General features: G+C 60.0%; 17 protein-coding genes. 2 read left to right on the top strand and 15 right to left on the bottom strand.

The genetic code is table 11. From position 1 onward, the window contains the following. Positions 1-96 precede the first annotated feature (96 nt). From E0L20_RS11500 to hpaG, 11 genes are all read right to left on the bottom strand, one after another. Positions 97-354 carry an HTH domain-containing protein gene (locus tag E0L20_RS11500; protein ID WP_131634077.1) on the bottom strand — a complete coding sequence of 86 codons (258 nt, stop codon included), beginning with the start codon at positions 352-354 and terminating at the stop codon, positions 97-99. A 121-nt stretch (positions 355-475) separates the two neighbouring features. Beyond that, a complete protein-coding gene (locus E0L20_RS11495; protein WP_131634076.1) occupies positions 476-988 on the bottom strand; it encodes a 4-hydroxyphenylacetate 3-monooxygenase reductase subunit in 513 nt (170 codons plus the stop codon). A 17-nt stretch (positions 989-1,005) separates the two neighbouring features. Then, a complete protein-coding gene (hpaB, locus tag E0L20_RS11490) occupies positions 1,006-2,568 on the bottom strand; it encodes a 4-hydroxyphenylacetate 3-monooxygenase, oxygenase component (RefSeq protein WP_131634075.1) in 1,563 nt (520 codons plus the stop codon). Positions 2,569-2,780: 212 nt separating this feature from the next. Beyond that, the gene (hpaA, locus tag E0L20_RS11485) at positions 2,781-3,686 is read right to left on the bottom strand and encodes a 4-hydroxyphenylacetate catabolism regulatory protein HpaA (RefSeq protein ID WP_131634074.1); all 906 of its coding nucleotides are present in this window, start codon (positions 3,684-3,686) and stop codon (positions 2,781-2,783) included. After that, the gene (gene hpaX / locus E0L20_RS11480) at positions 3,658-5,004 is read right to left on the bottom strand and encodes a 4-hydroxyphenylacetate permease (protein WP_131634073.1); all 1,347 of its coding nucleotides are present in this window, start codon (positions 5,002-5,004) and stop codon (positions 3,658-3,660) included. The genes hpaA and hpaX overlap by 29 nt, the downstream gene beginning before the upstream one ends. Positions 5,005-5,025: 21 nt before the next feature. After that, complete coding sequence (hpaI, locus tag E0L20_RS11475) at positions 5,026-5,823, bottom strand: 4-hydroxy-2-oxoheptanedioate aldolase (protein WP_131634072.1); 798 nt, start codon at positions 5,821-5,823, stop codon at positions 5,026-5,028. 9 nt (positions 5,824-5,832) lie between these two features. Beyond that, the gene (hpaH, locus tag E0L20_RS11470; RefSeq protein WP_108417166.1) at positions 5,833-6,636 is read right to left on the bottom strand and encodes a 2-oxo-hept-4-ene-1,7-dioate hydratase; all 804 of its coding nucleotides are present in this window, start codon (positions 6,634-6,636) and stop codon (positions 5,833-5,835) included. Between the two features lie 130 nt (positions 6,637-6,766). Beyond that, positions 6,767-7,147 (bottom strand): 5-carboxymethyl-2-hydroxymuconate Delta-isomerase, encoded by a 381-nt coding sequence (locus E0L20_RS11465; protein WP_131634071.1) that lies wholly within the window; start codon positions 7,145-7,147, stop codon positions 6,767-6,769. Positions 7,148-7,156: 9 nt separating this feature from the next. After that, positions 7,157-8,008, bottom strand: coding sequence for a 3,4-dihydroxyphenylacetate 2,3-dioxygenase (gene hpaD, locus E0L20_RS11460; protein ID WP_121424955.1), 852 nt, complete (start codon positions 8,006-8,008; stop codon positions 7,157-7,159). Positions 8,009-8,010: 2 nt separating this feature from the next. Next, on the bottom strand, positions 8,011-9,477 hold the full coding sequence (gene hpaE, locus E0L20_RS11455) for a 5-carboxymethyl-2-hydroxymuconate semialdehyde dehydrogenase (RefSeq protein WP_047367279.1): 1,467 nt from the start codon (positions 9,475-9,477) through the stop codon (positions 8,011-8,013). Continuing rightward, positions 9,474-10,751 carry a 4-hydroxyphenylacetate degradation bifunctional isomerase/decarboxylase gene (gene hpaG, locus E0L20_RS11450; protein WP_131634070.1) on the bottom strand — a complete coding sequence of 426 codons (1,278 nt, stop codon included), beginning with the start codon at positions 10,749-10,751 and terminating at the stop codon, positions 9,474-9,476. The genes hpaE and hpaG overlap by 4 nt, the downstream gene beginning before the upstream one ends. A 270-nt stretch (positions 10,752-11,021) precedes the next feature. On the opposite strand from hpaG, the gene hpaR reads away from it, so the two are divergent. Continuing rightward, complete coding sequence (gene hpaR, locus E0L20_RS11445; protein ID WP_131634069.1) at positions 11,022-11,462, top strand: homoprotocatechuate degradation operon regulator HpaR; 441 nt, start codon at positions 11,022-11,024, stop codon at positions 11,460-11,462. A gap of 84 nt (positions 11,463-11,546) precedes the next feature. After that, the gene (tsr, locus tag E0L20_RS11440; protein ID WP_131634068.1) at positions 11,547-13,211 is read left to right on the top strand and encodes a methyl-accepting chemotaxis protein; all 1,665 of its coding nucleotides are present in this window, start codon (positions 11,547-11,549) and stop codon (positions 13,209-13,211) included. 58 nt (positions 13,212-13,269) lie between these two features. On the opposite strand, the gene E0L20_RS11435 is transcribed toward tsr, so the two are convergent. The 4 genes from E0L20_RS11435 to E0L20_RS11420 form a co-directional block, all read right to left on the bottom strand. After that, complete coding sequence (locus tag E0L20_RS11435) at positions 13,270-13,776, bottom strand: GNAT family N-acetyltransferase (RefSeq protein ID WP_131634232.1); 507 nt, start codon at positions 13,774-13,776, stop codon at positions 13,270-13,272. A 29-nt stretch (positions 13,777-13,805) separates the two neighbouring features. Next, a complete protein-coding gene (locus E0L20_RS11430; RefSeq protein ID WP_131634067.1) occupies positions 13,806-14,279 on the bottom strand; it encodes a hypothetical protein in 474 nt (157 codons plus the stop codon). Between the two features lie 3 nt (positions 14,280-14,282). Then, entirely contained in the window at positions 14,283-15,026 is a 744-nt protein-coding gene (locus tag E0L20_RS11425) for a winged helix-turn-helix domain-containing protein (RefSeq protein ID WP_131634066.1), read from the bottom strand. 129 nt (positions 15,027-15,155) lie between these two features. Beyond that, positions 15,156-16,085: a Csu type fimbrial protein gene (locus E0L20_RS11420; RefSeq protein ID WP_242673400.1), complete on the bottom strand. Its 930-nt coding sequence runs from the start codon at positions 16,083-16,085 to the stop codon at positions 15,156-15,158. Positions 16,086-16,090 lie beyond the last annotated feature (5 nt).

Raw genomic sequence — 16,090 nt, 5'->3', positions numbered from 1 at the left:
GTTGAAAGCGATGTGTGAGCGGTCAAAAGCGAGGGCGAGTGGTTAAGGCTCGCCGCCAGCGGAGGGAAATATGTGATTGAGATCACTAAGGATAATCTACTCTTGCGCGGCTTCGCCGTTAACCTCAGGACAATGCGTGCAGCGATTTTGCTGATAGGCCGGAAGCAGCTGATACTGCCCTTTACCGTCGTGTTCGATAATCGGGGAGAGCGCCTGTAAATCGCGGTACACCGTTCGTTCGGTAATGCCAAATTTTTGCATCAGATCGCTACGAGTAACGTTTCCGTCGCGGTGCAGGGCAATAATAATGTCAACCAGACGTTCAGCCGAGCGGCTACGGGATGAAGGAGCCATAAGACTTTCCAGCGTTAAGGGGGCGGCTGGCGATAAGCGCCTGCCGCCCCGGAAAATTTATCTTATGGATAGTTAACGGCGTACTTTTGCGGAAACCTTAGCGTTTTTTTACGCCGGGGGATTAAATCGCGGCCTCCATCTCCATGACGACCGGGTGAAAACGGCGTTTAAAATAGATCAGGCCGTGCCCCTCTTCACTGAGGATGATGTTTTTAATTTCAACAAGATAGACGAGATGCGTGCCGATGGCCTGCACCTGACTTATCTCGCCCTCCAGGCTTGCCAGCGCGCCTTTCAGCACCGGCTGCGCCAGCGGCCCTTTCTGCCAGCAGGAGAGGGTAAAACGCTCCTCCATGGCCATGCCGGTCATCCCCGCGAAGTGGCGGGCCATGATCTCCTGCTCGTGGTTCAGCACGTTCACGCACAGCCTGCCGTTGCCCTGAAAGACCGGATTCATGGCGCTGTTGGCGTTGATGCAGACCATCAGCGAAGGCGGCGTATCCGTTACCGAGCAGACGGCGGTGGCGGTGATACCGCATCGACCGGCCTCGCCCTCGGTGGTGACAATGTTGACTGCGGCAGACAGGCTGCTCATCGCGTCGCGAAAGCGCAGGCGTTGTTCATCTGATTGCATTGAAACCTCCCGCTGCGCTATTTCAGCAGCTTGTCGAGCATGTTGATATCGGCGTTGTTGTGCAGGTGCGCTACCGTCCAGCCGTGCTGGTCGTACTCGGACATGCAGCGGTCGACCATCGCCATCATTTTGTCCATGTTGCCGGAGCTTTGCGCCTGGCGCAGGCACTGCAGGCGGATCTCATCCTGACTGCCGGAGTAGTTGATTTCGTACAGCTCGTGGCGGCCGCCAAACTCGCTGCCGATGGCGTCCCACATCAGTTTCAAAATCTTGATGCGTTCGACGTGATCCATACCGTTCGAGCCGCGCACGTACTTCGCCAGATACTGGTCGATCTGCGGGTTGTTCAGGTCGCGGGCGCTGGACGGCAGGTAGATCAGACCGGACGTCACGTTACGCTCGATGATGTTCTTGATCTTGGCGTAGGCCATCGGGGCCATCACGCGGTAGGTTTGCAGCGCGGCGTGATCCGGCAGGTACGCGCCGTTGACCCACGGCGTGGCTTCGGAACACATGGAGTCGCTCAGCGCCCAGAACATGTTGCGCCAGGCCACCACTTCCCCGAGATCCGCCTGCACGCCGCGGAACTCCAGGGTGCCGGTGCACTCCAGGGATTTCTTCAGCAGGGCGGTGATGAAGTCGAGCTTCACCGCCAGGCGCACGCAGGCCTGCAGCGGGTACATCCGCGCAAAGCCGCCCTCCATCGTCCAGCGGCGGCAGCGGTCGAAATCGCGGTAGATCAGCACGTTTTCCCAGGGGATCAGCACGTGGTCCATCACCAGGATCGCGTCGTTCTCGTCGAAGCGGCTGGAGAGCGGGTAGTCGTACGGGGATCCGGTTGCGCCTGCCACCATCTCGTAAGAGGCGCGGGAGATCAGCTTCACGCCTTCGGCATCCATCGGCGCGACGAACATCAGCGCAAAGTCCGGGTTTTCGCCCATCACCTGCGCGGAGCCAAAGCCGATCATGTTGTAGTGGGTCAGCGCCGAGTTGGTTGCCACCACTTTCGCACCGCTGACGATGATCCCGGCGTCGGTCTCTTTCTCCAGCTTGATGTAGACGTCTTTCACCTCGTCCGCCGGCTTGTGGCGGTCGATCGGCGGGTTAACGATGGCGTGGTTGAAGTACAGGCCGGTTTCCTGAATGCGGGTGTACCAGCTGCGGGCGTTCTGTTCGAACTGGCCGTAGAAGGCCGGGTTAGCGCCGAGCGCGCAGCCGAACGCGGCCTTGTAGTCCGGCGTGCGGCCCATCCAGCCGTAGCTCAGGCGCGACCACTCGGCGATGGCGTCGCGCTGCTGGCGCAGGTCGTCGGCGCTTTTCGCCACGCGGAAGAACTTGTGGGTATAGCCGCCGCTGCCGGTGTCGGTGCCCCAGCACAGCGTGTCCTGCATGTCCGGCTTGTGCAGCGCGTCGTACATCTGCGCGATGGAGGCCGCCGCGTTGCGAAACGCCGGATGGGTGGTGACGTCTTTGACGCGCTCGCCGTAGATATAAATCTCACGACCGTCCTGCAGGCTCTTTAAATACTCTTCGCCGGTTAACGGACGTTTGGCATCAGCGCGGAAATCTTCAGGCTTCATAGGGACCTCGTATCGGAATAGGATTGTTAAATTTATGTTTTGTTTTTGTTTTTTAATTGAAGCCTGCGAGGGGCGTAACGTGAAGGGACGATTGGGACAACGGCGGGTACTTTTCGGGCGGGATTGGGATTTGTGATCGTTGTCCCCTCACCCCGGCCCTCTCCCCAAAGGGGCGAGGGTGTAATCGTTCCCTCTCCCCTTTGGGGAGAGGGTTAGGGTGAGGGGAAAGGTTTCACCGGTACTTTCTGCGCCCGATACGCGCTCGGCGAGCACCCCACTAAGCGGTTAAAAAACCGGGCAAAATAGGCCGGATCCTTAAACCCCAGCTGCCAGGCAATCTCGCTCACCGCACTGTCGGAGAAGAGCAGCAGCCGCCTGGCTTCCCGCAGCTGGCGGTCGAAGATCAGCCGCTTCGGCGGGCGGTTGGCGAAGCGGCGGCAGATATCCGTCAGGCGGGATTCGGTCAGGTGCAGCTCGCTGGCGTATTCCGGCACCGTCCAGTGCTGGTGGTAGTGGGCATCTATCAGCTGGGTAAAGCGCTGGAACAGCTTCAGCTCGCCGCGCATGCCGCCGGAAGCGTGGTCGTCGAGCTTCGCGTTGCGCAGCAGCAGGGTAAAGACCGCCTGCGCCAGCAGGACCAGCGTGTGCTCGCGCCCCGGCAGCTGCTCCGTGGATTCCCGGGCAATCAGCTGCCAGTAGTGCTTCAGCGCCGCCAGCTCGTCCGGCCTGTCGGCCAGCGAGAGGCAGATCCCCGGCAGGCCAAACGCTTCCCGCGTGCCGGGGTAGAGTACCTCCAGCAGCGGCCAGATCAGATCCTCGCGCACCGTCAGCACGTGCCCGTCGCTGTCGGATTCGGTGATAAACGCGTGCGGCACCGACGGCGGCGTGAGGACGAACAGCGGGGCCTGCACCGAGTAGCGGTGATCGTCGAGCTGGAGTTCAATCTGTCCGGTATCGAGAAAGTGCATCTGAAAATACTGGTCGTGACGATGCGCCTGCATGTCGCGGCCAAAAAAGGCCGCCATGCGGGCGAACGACTGGTAGTGCACATCGTCGGTGCCCAGACTTTCGTCGTACTCCTTGCGGATATCAATGTTGGCGATGGGGCTCTGGCACATGCTCGTTCCTCTGTTGATCCCGCTGCGTCATCGGAATGCGCGTCAGCACCAGCGCGCCGACCACCAGCAGCCCGGCCACGAACCACAGCCCGGAGCTGAAGCTGCCGGTCGCGTCGCGCAGGATCCCAATCAGCAACGGGCTGACGGCGGATCCGACGTTGCCGATGGCGTTGATCACCGCCAGCGCCACCGCGCGTGACTGCAGGCTAATCACCTGGTCCGGCGTGGTCCAGAATATGGCCATGGCGGTAAAGGATCCGGTTGAGGCCATAATGATGCCAAGCAGCTGGATCAGGCTGTGATCGGTGGCCGAGGCCAGCATCCATCCCGCCGCGGCGAACAGGTACGGCAGGATGGTGTGCTTTTTTCGCTCTTTCAGCCTGTCGGAGCGTCGGCTCCACCAGATCATCCCGAGAATGGTGCAAAACTGCGGGATCGCCGCCAGCAGGCCGATGACGATATTGCTGCTCCCCGTATTGAAGCTTTGCAGGATCTGCGGCGTCCAGATGTTGATGGCGCTGAGCGTGTTGGTCAGGCAGAAGTAGGCCAGCGTGTAGAGCAGCACCGCCGGGGTCAGCACTTCGCGCAGCGTCGATCGCGGCGTGACGGATTGGGCAATGGCGACCTCCTGCTCGCGGGCGATCATCGTTTTCAGCGCCTGCTTTTCGTCGTCGTCCAGCCAGGTGGCCTGATCCGGCGTGTCGTTGAGGTAAAACCAGGTCACCACGCCGAGCACCACCGACGGCAGCCCCTCCAGCAGGAACAGCCACTGCCAGCCCTTCAGGTTCCACAGCCCGTCCATCGCCAGAATGTACCCGGAGAGGATCGAGCCGAGCATCATGGTCACCGGCATGGCGATCATAAACAGCGCGTTGGCGCGGGCGCGGTGATAGGCCGGGAACCACCAGGTGAGGTAGACCAAAATCCCCGGCAGGAAGCCCGCTTCGGCAATGCCCACCAGCATGCGTAAAACATAGAGCGTGTGCGGGCTGGTGGCGAACATGGTGCAGGTGGAGGCGATGCCCCACACCACCATGATCCCGGCGATCCAGCGCCGCGCGCCGATCTTCGCCAGCATGATGTTGCTCGGGATCCCGCACAGCACGTAGGTGACGTAAAATAGCGTCGCGGCCAGGCCAAACATGGTCGACGTCAGGCCCAGATCTTTGCCCATCGTCAGCCCGGCAAAGCCGATGTTGATGCGATCGAGAAACGAAAAGACAAACAGGATGAAGAGAAAGACGATCAAACGACGGAACAGCTTGTTGATAACGCGATGTTCTACAGCTTTATTATCTTGCAGGGTAGAGGTCGTCATGCTGCGCTCCAGATCTTACGATTAGTAGACGGATTTATTGTTATTCACTGACGTAACCGGTTTTTCGATAAAACGTGCCGCCAGCGCTTCCGCGCCGCGGGCGAGCAGGGTGGTGTCGACGCCGACGGCGACAAACAGCGCGCCGAGTTCAAGGTAGCGTTTTGCCAGCGGCTCGTTCGCCATCAGGATGCCGGGCGCTTTACCGGCGCTAAGGATCTGCGCGATCGCCTGCTCGATGGCGGCCTGGATTTCCGGGTGCTGCGGGTTGCCGGCAAAGCCCATGTCGGCGCTCAGATCCGCCGGGCCGATAAACACGCCGTCGACGCCTTCCACGTCCAGGATCTGCGGCAGGTTTTTTAGCGCTTCGCGGGTTTCAATTTGCACCAGCACGCACATGGCGTCGTTGGCCTGCTGGAGGTAGTCCGGAATGCGGTTCCAGCGCGAGGCGCGCGCCAGGGCGCTGCCGACGCCGCGAATGCCCGCGGGCGGGTAGCGGGTGGAACGTACCGCCAGCCGCGCTTCGTCGGCGTTTTGCACCATCGGCACCAGCAGGGTTTGCGCCCCCACGTCCAGCAGCTGTTTGATCTGCACCGGGTCGTTCCACGACGGGCGTACCACCGGCTGGCTGGGATAAGGCGCGATGGCCTGTAATTGGGTTAAGACGGTCTGCACGCTGTTCGGCGCGTGCTCGCCGTCGATCAGCAGCCAGTCGAAGCCCGCCCCGGCCAGCAGCTCGGCGCTGTAGCTGCTGGTCAGCCCCAGCCATAAACCGATTTGCGGACGGCCCGCCTTCAGCGCCGCTTTGAATGCGTTTTGCATGGTCCTCTCCTAAACAAAGCGGCAGCTGATGGAGCCCATGCTGCCGTAGTCGACGTGGAAGGTGTCGCCTCTGCTGGCGGGCACCGGGCGGGTAAAGGAGCCGCCGAGAATGATCTGCCCCGGCTCAAGCTGCACGTCGTAGGGTGCCAGCTTGTTCGCCAGCCACGCCACGCCGTTCGCCGGATGGTTGAGCACCCCTGCGGCAACGCCGGTCTCTTCGATCACGCCGTTGCGGTAGAGCAGGGCGGAGATCCAGCGCAGATCCAGCGCGTCGGGCTTAATCGGACGACCGCCGAGGATCACCCCCGCGTTGGCGGCGTTATCGGAAATTGTGTCGAACACCTTGCGCGGGCGCTGGGTTTCCGGGTCAACGTTGTGGCAGCGGGCGTCGATCAGCTCCAGCGCGGGGATGACGTAGTCCGTGGCGTTGTAGACGTCGAAGATCGTGCAGTTCGGGCCGCGCAGCGGCTTCGCCAGCACGAAGGCCAGCTCCACTTCGATGCGCGGAACGATAAAGCGATCGACGGGAATATCGCTGCCGTCGTGGAAGAACATGTCGTCCAGCAGCGCGCCGTAGTCCGGCTCGCTTATCTGCGAGCTGGCCTGCATCGCTTTGGAGGTGAGGCCGATCTTGTGGCCCTTCAGCACGCGGCCTTCGGCGATCTTCAGGCTCACCCATTCGCGCTGGACGGCGTAGGCGTCTTCAATGGTGATCTCCGGGTACTCCAGCGAGATCGCGCGGATCTGCTCCCGGGACTGTTCCGCCTGATGCAGACGGTGGGCGATCAGGGTATGGGTATGTTTGTCGAGCATGGCGATATCCTGTTTTATGTTTTTTTCTCCCTCTCCCCGTGGGAGAGGGGCGGGGTGAGGGCATCAGGCCGCAGAGATTTCCCCTCACCCTAACCCTCTCCCAAGGGGAGAGGGGACAGTCCGTGCGGTATTACTTAAACAATGCGTGCACGTTGTTTTGTTTGTAGTTCAGCGTCGGATCAAGTTCTTCCATGGCGAAAGAGAGCGCCAGATAGCGGCTCTCCATCAGCTCCGCGAAGTGCGTTTTGATCAGCGCAAACAGCATCTCCCCCACGGCCTCGCGGCTCTCCAGGCTGCGCCCGGCACCAATCTTCAGCGTCATATGCACAAAGGCGTAATCGTGCCTGCCGTCGGCCATCTGCCAGGTGTCCAGCCAGTGGGCGCGGCTGCGGATACCGCCGATGGGGAAGATGCCCGTCGCGGCGAGCGCCTCGTTGACTTTGGCGAACAGCCCCGGCAGGTCGGCCTGCTCGCGGATGTTGTTGGTACATTCAGCAATAAAGTGCGGCACGGTGGCTCCTTACGCGGGCAGCGGGAAAACGGCGTTAACCTGGCCGGTGCCGGAGCTGGCGAACAGCTCGGTGAGGAACTCCACCTTGCCGTCGTACTGGTCCCAGCCGAGCATCCCCAGCAGCATCACCGTGTCGTGCATGTTGCCCTCGCCGTAGCAGTAGTCGGCGTACTCCGGCAGCATGCTGCAAAACTCCTTAAACTGGCCTTCGCGCCACAGCTTCACCACGCGCTCGTCCATCTGACGGTCGAATTCGCGGGTGTAGCTGTTCATCCCTTCCTCGGCGCGCTGGTCGTCGATAAAGCGGTGCGACAGCGAGCCGCTGGCGAGCACCGCCACGGTGCCGTCGTATTTTTCGATAGCGCTGACGATGGCCTCGCCCAGCCTGCGGCTGTCGGCAAAGTCGTGAACCGTGCAGAACGCCGAGATGGAGATCACCTTGAAGTGCTTATCCGCGTTCATGTAGCGCATCGGCACCAGCGTGCCGTACTCCAGCTTGAGGCTGGGGATGTTGTGCGCTTTGGCGCGCACGCCGAGCTTCACCGCTTCGTCGGCGATCAGCTGGCCGAGTTCCGGGTTGCCGTCGTAGTCGTAGGTCATGTCGCGGATAAAGTGCGGCAGCTCGTTGCTGGTGTAGACGCCCGCAAAATGGTCCGCACAGTTGATGTGGTACGCGCTGTTCACCAGCCAGTGGGTGTCGAACACGATGATGGTGTCCACGCCCAGCTCGCGGCAGCGCTTGCTGATCTCTTTATGCCCGTCGATGGCCGACTGGCGGCAGCCGTGGTTTTTCCCCGGCAGCTCGGAGAGGTACATCGACGGAACGTGCGTGATTTTTGCCGCTAACGCTAATTTACCCATGATCAGATCCCCCACTTTGGAATCGGATGGTCGCCCATGGAGATGCAGACGTTCTTCATCTCCGCGAACACCTCGAAGCTGTACTCGCCGCCCTCGCGGCCGGTGCCGGAGGCCTTCACGCCGCCAAACGGCTGGCGCAGGTCGCGCACGTTCTGGGTGTTGACGAACACCATGCCCGCTTCGATGCTGCGCGCCAGGCGCAGCACCTTGCTGACGTCCTGCGTCCAGATGTACGAGGCCAGCCCGTACTCGACGTCGTTGGCCAGGCGCAGGCCTTCCGCTTCGTCCTTAAACGGCAGCAGGCAGGCCACCGGCCCGAAGATCTCCTCCTGCGCCACGCGCATGCGGTTGTCGACGTCCGCCAGCACGGTTGGTCGTAGGAAGTTGCCGCCCTTCAGGTGCGCAGGCAGGTCGGTCGGTTTGTCCGGGCCGCCCGCCAGCAGGGTTGCGCCTTCCTCGATGCCGAGACGGATGTAGCCGGAAACCTTCTCCCAGTGCTGTTGGCTGATGAGCGCGCCAATCTGGGTGTTCGGATCGGTCGGGTCGCCCACGCGCAGGCGGTTGGCGCGCTCGGCGAAGCGCTTGACGAATTCGGGGTAGATGCTCTGCTGGATAAAGATGCGCGAGCCCGCGGTGCAGCGCTCGCCGTTGATCGAGAAGATGGTGAACAGGGCGGCGTCCAGCGCGCGCTCGATGTCGGCATCTTCAAAAATCAGCACCGGTGATTTGCCGCCCAGCTCCATGGAGTACTTCTTCAGCCCGGCGTTTTTCATGATGTTGCGCCCGGTGGCGGTGCCGCCGGTGAAGGAGACGGCGCGCACGTCGTGATGGCGCACCAGCGCGTCGCCCGCCGTCGCGCCGTAGCCCTGCACTACGTTCAGCACGCCCGCCGGAATGCCCGCCTCCAGCGCCAGCTCGCCCAGGCGGTCGGCGGTGAGAGGAGAGAGTTCAGACATCTTCAGCACCGCGGTGTTGCCGAGCGCCAGGCACGGCGCAACCTTCCAGGTGGCGGTCATAAACGGCACGTTCCACGGCGACACCAGCGCGCAGACGCCCACCGGCTGCACCAGGGTGTAGTTGAGCATCTTGTCGTCGACCGGGTAGGTTTTGCCGTTCATCTGCTGGCACACCTCGGCGAAGAACTCGAAGTTGTGCGAGGCGCGCGGAATGAGCACGTTTTTGGTCTGGTGGATCGGCAGGCCGGTATCGGCGGTTTCCATGGCCGCAATTTCCGGCACGTTCTGGTCGATCAGATCGCCCAGACGGCGCATCAGGCGCGCGCGCTCCTTCATCGGCAGGTTGGCCCACTTCGGGAACGCCTCTTTGGCGGCGGCGACGGCCTGGTGAATTTCAGCTTCACCGCCGGAGGCGACTTCCGCTAATACCTCGCCGGAGGCCGGGTTGGTGGTGTGGAAGTACTCGCTTCCGGCGACGTTTTTACCGTTGATCCAGTGGTTAATCTTTTTCATTTTGCAGTCTCCTCGCTGACAATTCGGTTCACCAGGCGTCCCACGCCCTCCACTTCCACCACCACCTCATCGCCCGGCACCACGTCGGACAGCCCTTTCGGCGTGCCGGTGGCAATCATGTCGCCCGGCTGCAGGGTCATAAAATCGCTCAGGTAGGCAATCAGGTACGGGATGCTGAAGATCAGATCCGCCGTGGTGCCTTCCTGGCGCAGCTCGCCGTTGACGAAGGTGCGCAGGGCGAGATTGTGCGGGTCGGGAATTGCCGCTTTCGGCACGATGTGGGGGGAAATGGGCGTCAGCCCGTCGCGGCTTTTTACCCGCAGGTTCGGGCGGTAGTAGTTTTCCAGGTAGTCACGGATGGCGTAGTCGTTGCAGATCGTGTAGCCCGCCACGTAGTCCATCGCCTCGGCTTCGCTGACCTTACGCGCGGTTTTACCGATGACCACCACCAGCTCCGCCTCGTAGTGCATGTATTCGATATTGTTCGGGCGCACCGACGTCTGGTTGTCGCCGTTGAAGGTGTTTGGCGCTTTGATAAATACCAGCGGCTCGGTGGGCGGCTTGAAGTCCAGCTCGCTGGCGTGATCGGCATAGTTCAGACCGAGGGCAAACAGCGTGGCGTGCGGCGGCGTGCTGTGGGCAATAGTGACGTTGCGCTCATCCACCACCGGGTTTTCCAGCGGCGGAAAGCCTGCCGCCAGAATGCGCACGCGATCGCCCGGGCGGATCTCCACGCGGCTTTGCGGGGTGCCGAGCAGGATCGCATCGCCGGGATTGAGGGTGGCGAACTCGCTCAGGGCGCTCAGCAGTTCGGCGGCGCTGCGCTGAAGATCGGCCGTGTTCCAGTGGTCCGCTTCGCGGCCGTTGATCTCGGTGATGATGGTCAGGTTATCCACGCTATCAACGGCGGCCAGTTCGCCGAGGGGGCAAAATCCGTCCCGGCATTTGGCCTTGATGGCCGGGCGGTAGAAGCTCTCTTCCGGCAGGCTCACCTCGTTGGCCAGCGCATATCCGGCGATGTAGTCCGCCGCATTTTCTGCGCTGACTTTGCTGGCTTTTTTGCCGACGACCAGCGCTACCGTCGCACCGCTCAGCACCGTTTCCCCCTGCGGGAAGGGGATCGGCTCGCCCGTGTGGATCACCGTGTTATGCGGCTTGATAAACCACACGGCTGTTTTCGGCGGCGTGTTGTAGGGGGCTTTTTCAAACGCCTCGGCCCAGGCTTCTCGCTGGCTCTGGTGGTTTAGCGCCACGGCAAAAACGGTACCTTTCATTCACATACTCCTCAGGTCAACGGCCCGATATTGATTTCATTAATATGTTAATGATCTGGTTTTATGCTTTTACTGTTCGTTTCGCAATCAGAAGTGAAAAATTTGTGATATGAATAACAATAAATTTACATTATGTTATTAATAACGTTATGAAACAGCGTGTTAAAAATATTGATTGGTTTCTGTTAGACTTTTTGGTGGAAAACGTGTTGTTTATAAAAGCATCTTTTATTGATTGTTTACTTATTAATGATGTGAAGGGGAGAGGCTATGCATGACTCATTAACCATTGCGCTGCTGCAGGCGCGGGAAGCGGCGATGTCGTACTTCCGACCTATCGTGAAGCGCCATAACCTCACCGAGCAGCAGTGGCGCATCGTGCGCGTGCTGGCCGAAAATCCGTCGATGGATTTTCACGATCTGGCGTTCCGGACCTGTATTTTGCGCCCGAGCCTGACCGGTATTCTCACGCGCATGGAGCGCGACGGCCTGGTGCTGCGCTTAAAGCCGGTCAACGACCAGCGCAAGCTGTACGTGTCGCTGACCAAAGAGGGCAATACGTTGTATGAGCATGCCCAGGCGCAGGTGGAAGAGGCGTATCAGCAAATCGAGGCGGAGTACACGCCGGAGAAGATGAAGCAGCTGACGACGCTGCTGCAAGAGTTTATTGAACTCGGAAACCGGCATAACGCAGCGCGGGAAGAAGAGTAAAAACCACAAATTCCAGGATGATTTTCGTAAAGTTTTCCCTTTCCAGGCCGAAAATTCTTTATCTGTCTGAAGGAAAGAGAAAACATGTTAAACCGTATCAAGATTGTCACCAGCTTATTGCTGGTTTTAGCTATTTTTGGCCTTTTACAACTCACATCCGGTGGTCTTTTCTTTAATGCGCTCAAGCATGACAAAGAGAATTTCACCGTCCTGCAAACCATTCGCCAGCAACAATCTACGCTCAACGGCAGCTGGGTCGCGCTGCTGCAAACCCGTAACACCCTGAACCGCGCGGGCATCCGCTACATGATGGATCAGAGCAACATCGGCAGCGGCGCGACCGTTTCCGATCTGATGCAGATTGCGTCTGCCTCCCTGAAGCAGGCGGAAAAAAACTGGGCGGATTACGAAGCCCTGCCGCGCGACCCGCGCCAAAGCGATGCCGCCGCGATGGAGATCAAGCGTAACTACGATATCTACCACGGCGCGCTGGCGGAGCTGATCCAGCTGCTGGGCGCAGGTAAAATCAACGCCTTCTTCGACCAGCCGACCCAGAGCTATCAGGACGGCTTTGAAAAGCAGTACGTGAGCTATCTGCAGCAGAACGACAAGCTGTACGAAACGGCGGTTAAAGACAGCAACAGCTCGTACACTCAGGCTATCTGGGTGCTGATTAGCGTGCTGATTGCCGTGCTGGTGGTGATCGTCGCCGTCTGGCTGGGCATTAAGCAGGCGCTGATTTCGCCGCTGAACCGCCTGATTGACAGCATTCGTCATATCGCCAGCGGCGATCTGGTGAAGCGCATCGACGTGGAAGGTTCTAACGAGATGGGCGAGCTGGCGGATTCTCTGCGCCATATGCAGGGCGAGCTGGTGCGTACCGTCGGCGACGTGCGTAACGGCGCGAACGCAATCTACAGCGGCGCGAGCGAAATCTCGATGGGCAACAACGACCTCTCTTCCCGTACCGAGCAGCAGGCCGCTTCTCTGGAAGAGACGGCTGCCAGCATGGAACAGCTGACCGCAACCGTTAAGCAGAACGCCGAGAACGCCCGTCAGGCGAGCAACCTGGCGCTGAGCGCGTCTGAAACCGCGCAGAAGGGCGGCAAGGTGGTGGATAACGTGGTGCAGACCATGCGCGACATCGCCGGCAGTTCGCAGAAAATTGCTGACATTATCAGCGTAATCGACGGCATTGCCTTCCAGACCAACATTCTGGCACTGAACGCGGCGGTCGAAGCGGCGCGTGCGGGCGAGCAGGGTCGTGGCTTTGCCGTTGTGGCAGGCGAAGTCCGTAACCTGGCGCAGCGCAGCGCCCAGGCGGCACGCGAGATTAAGAGCCTGATTGAAGACTCCGTGGGGCGCGTGGAAATCGGGTCGACGCTGGTTGAGAGCGCCGGTGAAACCATGGGGGAAATCGTGAATGCGGTGACCCGCGTGACCGATATTATGGGTGAAATCGCCTCTGCGTCTGACGAGCAGAGCCGCGGTATCGACCAGGTGGGTCTGGCGGTGGCCGAGATGGATCGCGTGACCCAGCAGAACGCCTCGCTGGTGGAGGAGTCTGCGGCGGCGGCGGCGGCGCTGGAAGAGCAGGCGAGCCGTCTGACCCAGGCGGTTGCGGTGTTCCGCATTCAGCAGGAGCAGATGAAAGCGCGCGAGTTCGCCTCGGCGAAGACCGTTGTTAGCCCGGTGATGTCGCGGAAAGCGGCAGCCACCGACGCGGGCGAGAACTGGGAAACCTTCTAATCCTGCGCGCTGTGCCGGGTGGCGGCTACGCCTTACCCGGCCTACGTTATTATGGATATTACAGAGGCAGCCGCATGGCGCAGCGGGAGTCATACGCTAAACCGTGCGCGGCCTCTTCCTCTCTTTTCTGGCGCAGTTCAGGCGTTAGCGCCGTCACCTCTTCAAACCCAAGTCGCGCATAAAACGGCGCATTCCACGGCACGTCACGGAACGTCGTCAACGTGAGCGAGCGGAGTCCTCTCATGCGGGCATGCTCGGCCGCGCGGGCGATGAGCTGGCGTCCTATGCCGTTGCCCTGCCAGTCCAGATGCACCGACAGTTCAACGATAAACAGCGATGATGGATGAACCTCTGCGAGGATAAATCCCACCGGCTGTCCGTCCGCGAACGCAGTCCAGCTGAGCCCCGTATCGACGTAGCCGAGATGACGTTCAGTCGACATGGTTTCACCGTCGGCCAGCCAGGCCAGCGCGCGATCGTCACGAAAGCGCTGGCCTGCCGCGCGTTCGATAGCCGGCAGCATGCCAACGTCATGCTCTGCAGTAGGGTGGATAAGGATTTTCATGGCGGGAAGTATAGCGCGACTCGCCACGATTATTCCGAGCAGATCAGCAGCGGTGAGTAGAAGTTGCCAAGCACCATCGCCTCTTCCGGCGTGCGTTCAACGGTGAGCAGCCGTTTTTGTCCGAGCGTTAATCCTGCGACGTACTTTTCAAATACGCCTTTAGGCAATGCATCATGGCTGAACCGCTCGATCCCGGTAATGGTGATTTCATAAAGCGTGTCGTGCATGTGCCGCCAGCGAAAGGTTTCCTGACGGGAAACATCCCAGTCCCGTTGGGCGTTAAGGACATTGCCGTTGAGCGTCAAATAACCGCTGCCGTCGGGGTGAAAGCGCATCACGATTTCCCCCTCGAAGTTGAAGTTATTGTCATCACGCCGATCGGCGAAGGTCAGGCTACCCTCGCAGGTGACGGATAGGGGGGCCGTATAGCGAGACCACAGCACCGCGAGGACAATCACTATCAGGTTGAAGGCGACAATCAGCCCCATTTTTTTACGCGTCATGAATCACCATTCGTAGTAGTAAAGCGTGCGGCAGGTGCTGGCTTTGTTCTCTTTCGTCAGGGAACACTGGGAAAGAACCAGCCGCCCTTCGTGGCCGTAGAACAGCGTGTTCTGTATATGCAGGTAAAAAATTGAGTTTTTCAGGCAGGGCAGATTGCCATCGCGCTGGATTGCCTGCGCCAGCGCAATGGCCTTGCTGTGGAACACGTCCGCCAGCGGGGAAAAGGTATAGACCGGGCATTCGCCGATGTGGGTGAGCAGGTGCATTTCCGCATGCTGCTGATGTTGCTTTATCACCAACATCCAGACGCACAGCGCCACCACCAGGACGGTGAATCCGCCGCAAAACAGCAGCGCTGATTGATAGCGCCGGGGTGTTTTGCCCGATGCCTCACGTTCCTGCCGATCGGGCTGAGGCTGCACCGTAATATCGGCACTCAGCATAAACCCCATTTTGGGCACGGTGACGATAAACGGCGTCTCCGGCACCAGGCCTGCCAGTATTTTACGCAGGATGCTGATGTACTGATTGAGCGAATTATTGGAACCCTGCAGACCCCGCTCATCCCACACTTCGCGCAGAAAGGCTTCACGTTCAACGACGTTACCATGCCGTTTCACCAGCAGTTTCATAATGCTGTTGGCGGTGGTCGTGAGCACCTGGGGCTCAACGTCAGGCGCATCGACAAGTGAAATCGAACCGTCTTCGTCGTTGTAGACAAGGGCTTCAGCAAGCAGGAATTTCATAGCGTGTTTAAGGCAGACAGAGAAAATGAAATACAAACGGCGGGGGGATACCGCGCCGTTTATGAGGTAAGAATGTTATTTTATCCGCATTGTTACCGATAACATTGATCCAGTTTGGCTTTTGATCGATTAATAAGTGAGCGTAACAATCACGTCGTCAATGAATTCCCCTGTCCCGGTCAGGGGCTGGGCAGGCACCTCTCCGTAAATGGTATAGCTTTGCGTTCCGCCGTCGGTGTTTGAAACATTGAGGGCGTCGCCGCTGCTGCGATCGCCCCAGCGTCTTGTCGCAGCGGCATCCTGCCAAAGCCCATAGCGCAGACATTGCCCTTCGCTATTGCAGACCTGCCGCTGGGTGCCGCTGGCATGCGTTCCGCTGCTCATCCCGAGCGCAAAGGCGGTGCCGGCAGGGCATCGTGCGGATAATGTCGCCGTGGATCGCGTGGCGCTGCGCGTGCTGGTGCTGCTGAGCGTCCCGAAGTTGAGCGGGGTCACGCGTTGAATAAAGCAGCCGTCGTTTAGCGTGGCTTCGGCTCGGCTGGCGCCCTGGGTCTGTTCGCCATCGGCCGAGCCGTCCGAGCAGCTTTGCAGCGCCTCCTGAGAGGCTGCGCTCCGCCATGAGATGCGTAAGTCCATGTTGTATTTAAAATAGCTGCGGGCAGGCAGCTGGCTTTGTCCGGCGGGAATGGTGGCGAGCAGCGGAAAGCTCCCGCTCACGGTGGCGTTGCTGGCGGCCACGAGCGTTTGCTGCATCAGGTTGCCGCTGGCGGGGGCATTCAGCTCCTGGGCGTGCTCAAAGGCGTTGAAGATGCGAAAAAGCAGAGCGTATTGTTTGCCCTCCTCATCGCCCGTCGACATCATTTTGAACGGTGAGCTTTCAACGCTGCTCAGGCATACGTTGATGTATTGCGTGGTCCCGTAATCCGCCTGGCAGCTAAATTTTACTTTAGTATTGGTGGTCGCCGCTTCGCCGGCCGTCAGCGTGCCGAAATTGATGCTGGCACCTGACGTCATCCAGCAGCTGAGCGCCAGCGCGTTAAGCGGCTGCAGGATGCTCATCCATA

It is taken from the genome of Enterobacter wuhouensis, from assembly GCF_004331265.1.
Lineage (GTDB): Bacteria > Pseudomonadota > Gammaproteobacteria > Enterobacterales > Enterobacteriaceae > Enterobacter > Enterobacter wuhouensis.
Note: the sequence above shows the minus strand (reverse complement) of the source record. Positions and strands in the feature narration are given on the sequence as shown.